We start from the raw sequence: 6,395 nt of genomic DNA on the forward strand, positions 1-6,395 counted from the left end.
AGTATGAAGTATTTGTGAGTTGTAAAAAATCCTCTTTTTCTTTTTATTAAATTATAAATTAAACACCAATGTGAAAATATAGATAGGGAGATAAACCGCCAAGTACGCCAAGAACGCCAAGGGAAGAAGGAAGAAAGAGATATATAATTTAAGTGCGATCGCAGATTCTTGGGAGAAGCCACCTTAAATAGATTTTTCTACTAGTTAGAATACAGGATATTGGCTCATTTTGTTACTGCTGAATTGGCTGTTGAATTAAATTTACAGATACAACTTGACAAAAAGCGAGACTTTAGGCTTGATTCTGTAGTATTTTTGGGTAGTCTGTGTTTTGGTTGATATATCAGATGAAACATCTCCTCAACGAAGTCAAAAGCTGGCTTCATGCAATTATTCTGTCGCTTATTATTACATTGACGGTGGTTTCCCTCTTCCCCTTACCCGCTTTAGCGACGGGGGTTTCGGAAATGCCTGATTTGACACCAGATTCCTGGGTTGTCGATGAGGGTGATATTATTAGCCGCACTACTGAAACTAAACTCAGTACTACTTTGGCAGAATTAGCACAAACCTCTGGGAATGAAGTTCGATTTGTCACAGTTCACCGTCTCGACTATGGTGAGACTCCAGAAACTTTTACGCAAAAATTGCTAGAAAAATGGTTTCCTAGCAAGGAAGCGCAGGTAAATCAAACCATTTTAATGATTGATACTGTTAGTAATGGCATTGCAATTGTCACTGGAGACAAGGTTAAATCGGCTATGTCTGACGACATTGCGAAAAGTGTTGCCTTTGAAACATTTTTAGCCCCTTTGCGGGATGGTAACAAATACAATCAAGCTTTCATTGATGCAAGCGATCGCATTATAGCTGTTCTCTCTGGTCAACCCGATCCAGGACCACCACTAATTATCGAGAAGGAACCCGAAAGTACTTTTACTAAAGCTGAGGATACCGAAAAGCAAAGAGGTAATTCCACAGCTTGGGTTGTCGGTTTATTAATCGCTGCCACTGTTATCCCAATGGCTACATACTACATATACCAAGTCAACCAACCTTCTTCTTCTGATAGTTAGAAATTTAAAGTTTAAAGTTAGGAGTTAGAAGTTTAAAGTTAGGAGCTTTATTCATAATTCATAACTCCTAATTCATAACTCCTAATTCATTTTAATCTTGTACATACTCTTGCCCTGTCACTAAAGCAATTTCGGCACGCATAAATTCTCTACCAAGATATGCTGCATGATCGAACATTGTTAACGGACAGGGTTTTGTTTCTTCAAAAATATTCACACACAACTCTTTAGCGGTTCTCCCACTATAAATAGTCGTGTAAGTACGTTCGACTTTTCCACGTGCGGGAATCACTTTACCAGTTTCTGGATTGACAGCTAAACCGCGATCGTCGATCGCATTTGTAAAATGCTTGGCACAAATTAACTTGGCTTCTCTGTCCAAATAAATAATAAAGTAACCTGCTGGATCGAGATCGATGTGACGTTGTGAAAGTTTATCATCGATAGCCGCCAGATTCTCGACAGTAAATCCCATTAAACTCTCCTTGGGAACAAATTATTGGTTGGGAAGTAAATTTTAGATTTTATTCCTTTTTTAAGGATGACTGATAAGTGTTACTTGTGCCAAATGTTTATTACTAAAAATTGAAGTCATAGCTCTAAAATTCTCTAAAAACGCAATATATCCCGTCTCTACAGAATTTCAGTACCGTATTTATCCGTAGTCTTCCCTTTCTTCCTACTCCATATTCCCCATTGCCGATACAATCCAAGATGCAAGTTTTCTCTTTTTTAAGTTATGGATTGCATTAATGTAACTGGTATTCGTGCTTATGGTTATACTGGCTATTTACCTGAGGAACAGGCTTTAGGGCAATGGTTTGAGGTTGATGTCAAGTTGTGGCTGGATGTGTCAACTGCTGCCAAAACTGATGGGATTGAGGATACTTTGGATTACCGTAGCATTATCAGCTTGGTCAAGCATCTACTGATCACATCTAAGTTTGCCCTGATTGAAAAACTGATTGTGACGATCGCAGATTCGATTTTGGCTGAATGCGATCGCTTGACTCAAGTTCAGGTGATTCTGACTAAACCTGCTGCCCCTATTCCCGATTTTGGTGGCAAAATTAGCCTTGAAATCATCCGCACGCGATCGTAAATATGTCGTAATTATAAAATGCCATTCGTCTTAATATTCCATATTGATGCCTAAATGGTCTGAATAATCCTCGTAGGGGTGAACTTTGCCACTGGGGAGAATCCCCGTGGCAAAATTTGCGTGAATAACTATTCGCATTTACAAGTATATTTTGTTGTCAAAAACTTGTGCTTACTTAATTTAACTAATATTTAATACTTCCAATTTTCAGTAGTGTTTTGTACCCCACAAACATGCTCTATATGCATTTTTAATTATTATTTACTCGATATTTCATGTTTGATTAATTTGTTTTTATATGAGGGAATGATATTTTTTATACTAACAGTGCAAATAAGCATTGACTAAATATTGACTAAGTATTGACAATGGCTAAAATTAGACGAAAATATAGTAGTAATCAGGGTTGCAAAATACACAGTTAAATTCAATTAAGTTCAATTAAGATTGTTTAGAATAGTAGAAAGTGAACTTTATAACCAATCAATGACATCGCACTTTGAACTCTTTAAGATCAAAGAATTTATGATAGAATTGGAATCCTTGAGATTGGGTTCATCTTAGATAGGAACATCCGAGCCTTAATAAATAGGTGGCTTTAGCATGGACTGCCCAAAAATCCTAGTTGTTGAGGATGAAAACGTCCTCGCTGTTGATATTAGGAATAGTTTAGAAAAGTTAGGGTATAGGGTTCCGGAAATTACTGACTCAGGTGAAGCAGCAATTAAAAAGGTAGCAGAAACCCATCCCAATTTGGTGTTGATGAATATCTGCTTGACAGGAAATATTGATGCTGTGCAAGCAGGTGATATTATCCGGAATAATTTTCATGTGCCTGTAGTCTATTTAATCGAGTATACAGCACAGAATAATTCACATGAAAATAATTTGCATGAGCCATTTAGTTACATTCTCAAACCATTTGCTGAAAAGGATTTAAAGATTGCTGTGGAAATGGCTTTATATAAAAATAAGATTGAGAAAAAATTTAGTTTAGAACAGCAACATTTGCTGACAGTTATTAACAGTATGGGAAGTGCAGTTATTGTCACTGATACAAGCGGTTGTATGCAGATGATGAACCCTGTTGCTGAGAAACTAACTGGTTGGAAACAGTCAGAACTTTTTGGCAAAGAAATAACTCAAACATTGTGTTTGATTGATAAAGATACAGGGGAAGAGATTGATTATATAGTTAAGCAAGTGGTGAAAAAAGGTAAGGTTTTGACTTTACCGGATAATTGTACTTTGATTACTAAAGCTGGTAATGAAATTTCGATTGGTGATAACGTTGCACCAATTCGCGATCGCAATGGTGATATTACTGGGATGGTGTTTACTTTCCAAGATATTTCCGAGCGCAAGGTTCAGGAAGCAAGGTTGTTACGCAATGCCTTTTATGATGCTTTAACATCCCTACCAAATCGAGTTTTATTCTTAGATCGACTCAGGCAAGCTTTTGAACATGCCAAACGTCGGAATAATTTTCATTTTGCAGTGTTATTTTTAGATTTAGATGGATTTAAAAGCATAAATGACCGTTTTGGTCACGGAATGGGGGATGATTTACTAGTTGCGATCGCTCCAAGGTTAAGTTCTTGTTTACGAAGTGGTGATACAGTGGCAAGATTTGGTGGTGATGAGTTCGCTGTATTATTAGAAGATATTAAAGATGTTAGGGAAGCTACTAATATCGCACAGCGTATTCAAAATACATTAAGAGTACCCTTCAGTTTAAACGGGCAAGAATTTACGATCACTGCAAGCATAGGTATCACCTTAAGCTCAAATCGTCACAATGAACCAGCAAATATGCTCCGTGATGCTGATGTGGCAATGTATCGTGCCAAGCAGCAAGGTAAAGCTAATTTTACTGTGTTTAGTTAATTGTTAATGGTTAATTATTAGGGAATACCAAAAAAAATTATCCCAAATTGTAGGAGCGGGGTTTTCCCGCCCTTATAAATGATACAGTTGATAAGTGTATGGTTAGGATATTTTATTTCCTGGTTGGTGCTAAAACCATCAACATATCTGCTTGCTGTGTCTCTTCGGTTTGGGATGTGGTGGCTGAAATACTATAAATTGAACCTATTGCCTCTTTAAAAACTTTTACAAATTCATTTTGCTGATATACCTGGGGGATAAAACTATAGATCAAGGATAGGGAAGAACCCATATTTACATAGAAATATCCTTTATTGGGATAGGGAAGGGAATTAGTTGCCGTGGTGAAATTATAGGTATCAGATAGTTGTACGTAAGGTTTGGGTACTAAATCGGATATTGCACCAAATCCAGTGGTTACAAGTAGGGTATCTTGTTCGATCCAACTGTAAGCAAAGGGACTAAAATTATCTGCTTTTACACCCAAACTGGTGATATTTTGACCTTTCATATAACTAAAATCACCTGCTTTCACATCCCAACTGGTGACATTTTGACCTTTCATATTAGTATTATTTACTATCACTTCCCCTTTGCTAACTGATTTAATTAATTGCTCTAATTTAGTCAAAGTATTTTCAGCAGCACTACGATTACTGGTTTTGATAATGAAACCGATACCGAAATTCGCATTTGGACTAAAGAACTTAAATAATCCTCCCTTGGTTGGAAAGGTGAAAAAGCCATATTCCTTATCCATCCAACCAATAAAGTCTTTGTCAAAATCTAAACTAGTGGTGGTTTTGACAAACTCACGGAAACCTGTCAACCCTTTTTTGACTTCCGGTATGGTTTCCAAACCACGGGATAACGCTTGCCAATACAAGTTAATATTACTACCTGTGATTGCTGAGTATGTGGCAGCAGGCATTCTCGCTATAATTGCTTCTTCTCGCTTATTTTTACTTGACTTATTTGCTGATTTGAGCTTTTCTTCTGGTGTCAACTTAGCTAAATAAGTTTGAACTTGGAAGCGCATTCCTTCCGGTTGCGATCGCAGAGAACTATTAATACTTTTATATGCTTTTAATTGTTCTAAGTTAATATTTTCAAAGTTCAAGAACGATGATGATAAAATTCCACTTGATTCTGGAGGTAAATCTTTTGCTATATCTTTAATTAAATCTTTAAATAAAGCTATGTAAGCAACTGGATTTTGATACATGGAAAATAATACACCAGGTGCTTGATGTTGCTGGGTTAATAGTTGTAGCTCTGGATTTGCACTAATATTCGCTCTACTACCATTTTTAGTATCGATTAATTGTTCCAGAGGTTTACTATCCAATCCTAAGACAACATAACCTGGAAAAGTTGCGATCGCGAGATTATTCTCTCTTCTACTTTTGAGTTTTTCTAATGCTTCTGGGAAGGGTTGAGTTACTGGTTTTGCTGCTTTTGGTGCGGGAAGTGGTTTAGTTACTGGTATTTCCGATGTATTAGTTTTAACTTCAAAGATTTTTACACCTTGATATTCTCTAATTTTGACTTTTTCCTTATCTTTTGTAACTTCATCTAAAAATGACTGTACCCGCATATCGTTGGTAACCGGAAATACCATCACAAAAGTAGATTCCATTGTGACGGGATTATTACCAACTTTAGGCATAAATACAACTCCAACTTCATCACCTAACCAGGATTGTATGTCTCTGGCATAATTAAAATTTGCCTCCTTGGGCATAAATTTTAAGAATGTTTGCTTTGCCATGTGGAATAAATGAAAGCGAGTCAAATTTTCCCAATTTTCGGGTTTAATGTTGATGAACGCAACTAAAGCTGCATCCGCAGGGAAAAGACTGCTAATATCCTTTACAGAACCAGAAGTGATGGGATTAGTTTGCTGTTGGTTTGATTGTCGTAATCTATCCTGTAATGTATTTTTAGGATTATTTGCTACCAGATTCAATTTTTTGTCTAGAAAAATAATTGCATCGTTCAAAGCTAGGGTTTGAGAACTTTTCGCTATTGACTTATCTCTAGAATTTTTGCTTGCAAGTTTCACAGAACTTGCTTGAGATTGATTCGCTACTTTTAACTCTTCTGCTTTTGCTGCTGATGTACAGATTAACAAACCAATAGCAGTTGTGATTCCAGCTTTGATAAATATCCTCATACTATATACCTTTAGTTAATGTATTTTGTTACTAACACAAAAAAGCACAAAATCAACCCAGTAGATTCGCTTATGTAGATTCTACTGATAGAATGTTTAAAATAGATGAAAATTTAATTAAGAATGTAAGAATGATAAATCAGTAGATTTACTA

At 36.2% G+C, this 6,395-nt stretch carries 6 protein-coding genes; 3 read left to right on the plus strand and 3 right to left on the minus strand.

The annotated features are described in order from the left end of the window. Nucleotides 1-182, minus strand: a 182-nt coding sequence (locus tag CK510_RS32980) for a hypothetical protein (protein ID WP_211293290.1), incomplete at its 3' end; no start/stop codon positions are given. A gap of 165 nt (nucleotides 183-347) precedes the next feature. Between CK510_RS32980 and psb32 the strand changes: the two genes are divergently transcribed. Beyond that, nucleotides 348-1,076 carry a photosystem II repair protein Psb32 gene (gene psb32, locus CK510_RS24410; RefSeq protein ID WP_095724147.1) on the plus strand — a complete coding sequence of 243 codons (729 nt, stop codon included), beginning with the start codon at nucleotides 348-350 and terminating at the stop codon, nucleotides 1,074-1,076. 91 nt (nucleotides 1,077-1,167) lie between these two features. Here the strand turns inward: psb32 and CK510_RS24415 are convergent, their stop codons facing one another. Beyond that, entirely contained in the window at nucleotides 1,168-1,551 is a 384-nt protein-coding gene (locus CK510_RS24415) for a DUF4346 domain-containing protein (RefSeq protein ID WP_095724148.1), read from the minus strand. Between the two features lie 264 nt (nucleotides 1,552-1,815). Here CK510_RS24415 and folB point away from each other — a divergent pair, with 264 nt between their 5' ends. After that, nucleotides 1,816-2,178 (plus strand): dihydroneopterin aldolase, encoded by a 363-nt coding sequence (gene folB / locus CK510_RS24420; RefSeq protein WP_095724149.1) that lies wholly within the window; start codon nucleotides 1,816-1,818, stop codon nucleotides 2,176-2,178. A 603-nt stretch (nucleotides 2,179-2,781) separates the two neighbouring features. Next, nucleotides 2,782-4,065: a GGDEF domain-containing response regulator gene (locus tag CK510_RS24425; protein ID WP_095724150.1), complete on the plus strand. Its 1,284-nt coding sequence runs from the start codon at nucleotides 2,782-2,784 to the stop codon at nucleotides 4,063-4,065. Between the two features lie 112 nt (nucleotides 4,066-4,177). Here the strand turns inward: CK510_RS24425 and CK510_RS24430 are convergent, their stop codons facing one another. Next, complete coding sequence (locus tag CK510_RS24430; RefSeq protein WP_095724151.1) at nucleotides 4,178-6,241, minus strand: DUF3352 domain-containing protein; 2,064 nt, start codon at nucleotides 6,239-6,241, stop codon at nucleotides 4,178-4,180. Nucleotides 6,242-6,395 lie beyond the last annotated feature (154 nt).

This window comes from Brunnivagina elsteri CCALA 953, from assembly GCF_002289455.1.
In the GTDB taxonomy this organism is placed as follows: Bacteria; Cyanobacteriota; Cyanobacteriia; order Cyanobacteriales; family Nostocaceae; genus Brunnivagina; species Brunnivagina elsteri.

Bases quoted from the DNA above. Each gene is read 5' to 3' on its own strand.
- psb32 (WP_095724147.1), top strand. From the start codon at position 348: ATGAAACATCTCCTCAACGAAGTCAAAAGCTGGCTTCATGCAATTATT.
- CK510_RS24415 (WP_095724148.1), bottom strand. From the start codon at position 1,551: ATGGGATTTACTGTCGAGAATCTGGCGGCTATCGATGATAAACTTTCA.
- folB (WP_095724149.1), top strand. From the start codon at position 1,816: ATGGATTGCATTAATGTAACTGGTATTCGTGCTTATGGTTATACTGGC.
- CK510_RS24425 (WP_095724150.1), top strand. From the start codon at position 2,782: ATGGACTGCCCAAAAATCCTAGTTGTTGAGGATGAAAACGTCCTCGCT.
- CK510_RS24430 (WP_095724151.1), bottom strand. From the start codon at position 6,241: ATGAGGATATTTATCAAAGCTGGAATCACAACTGCTATTGGTTTGTTA.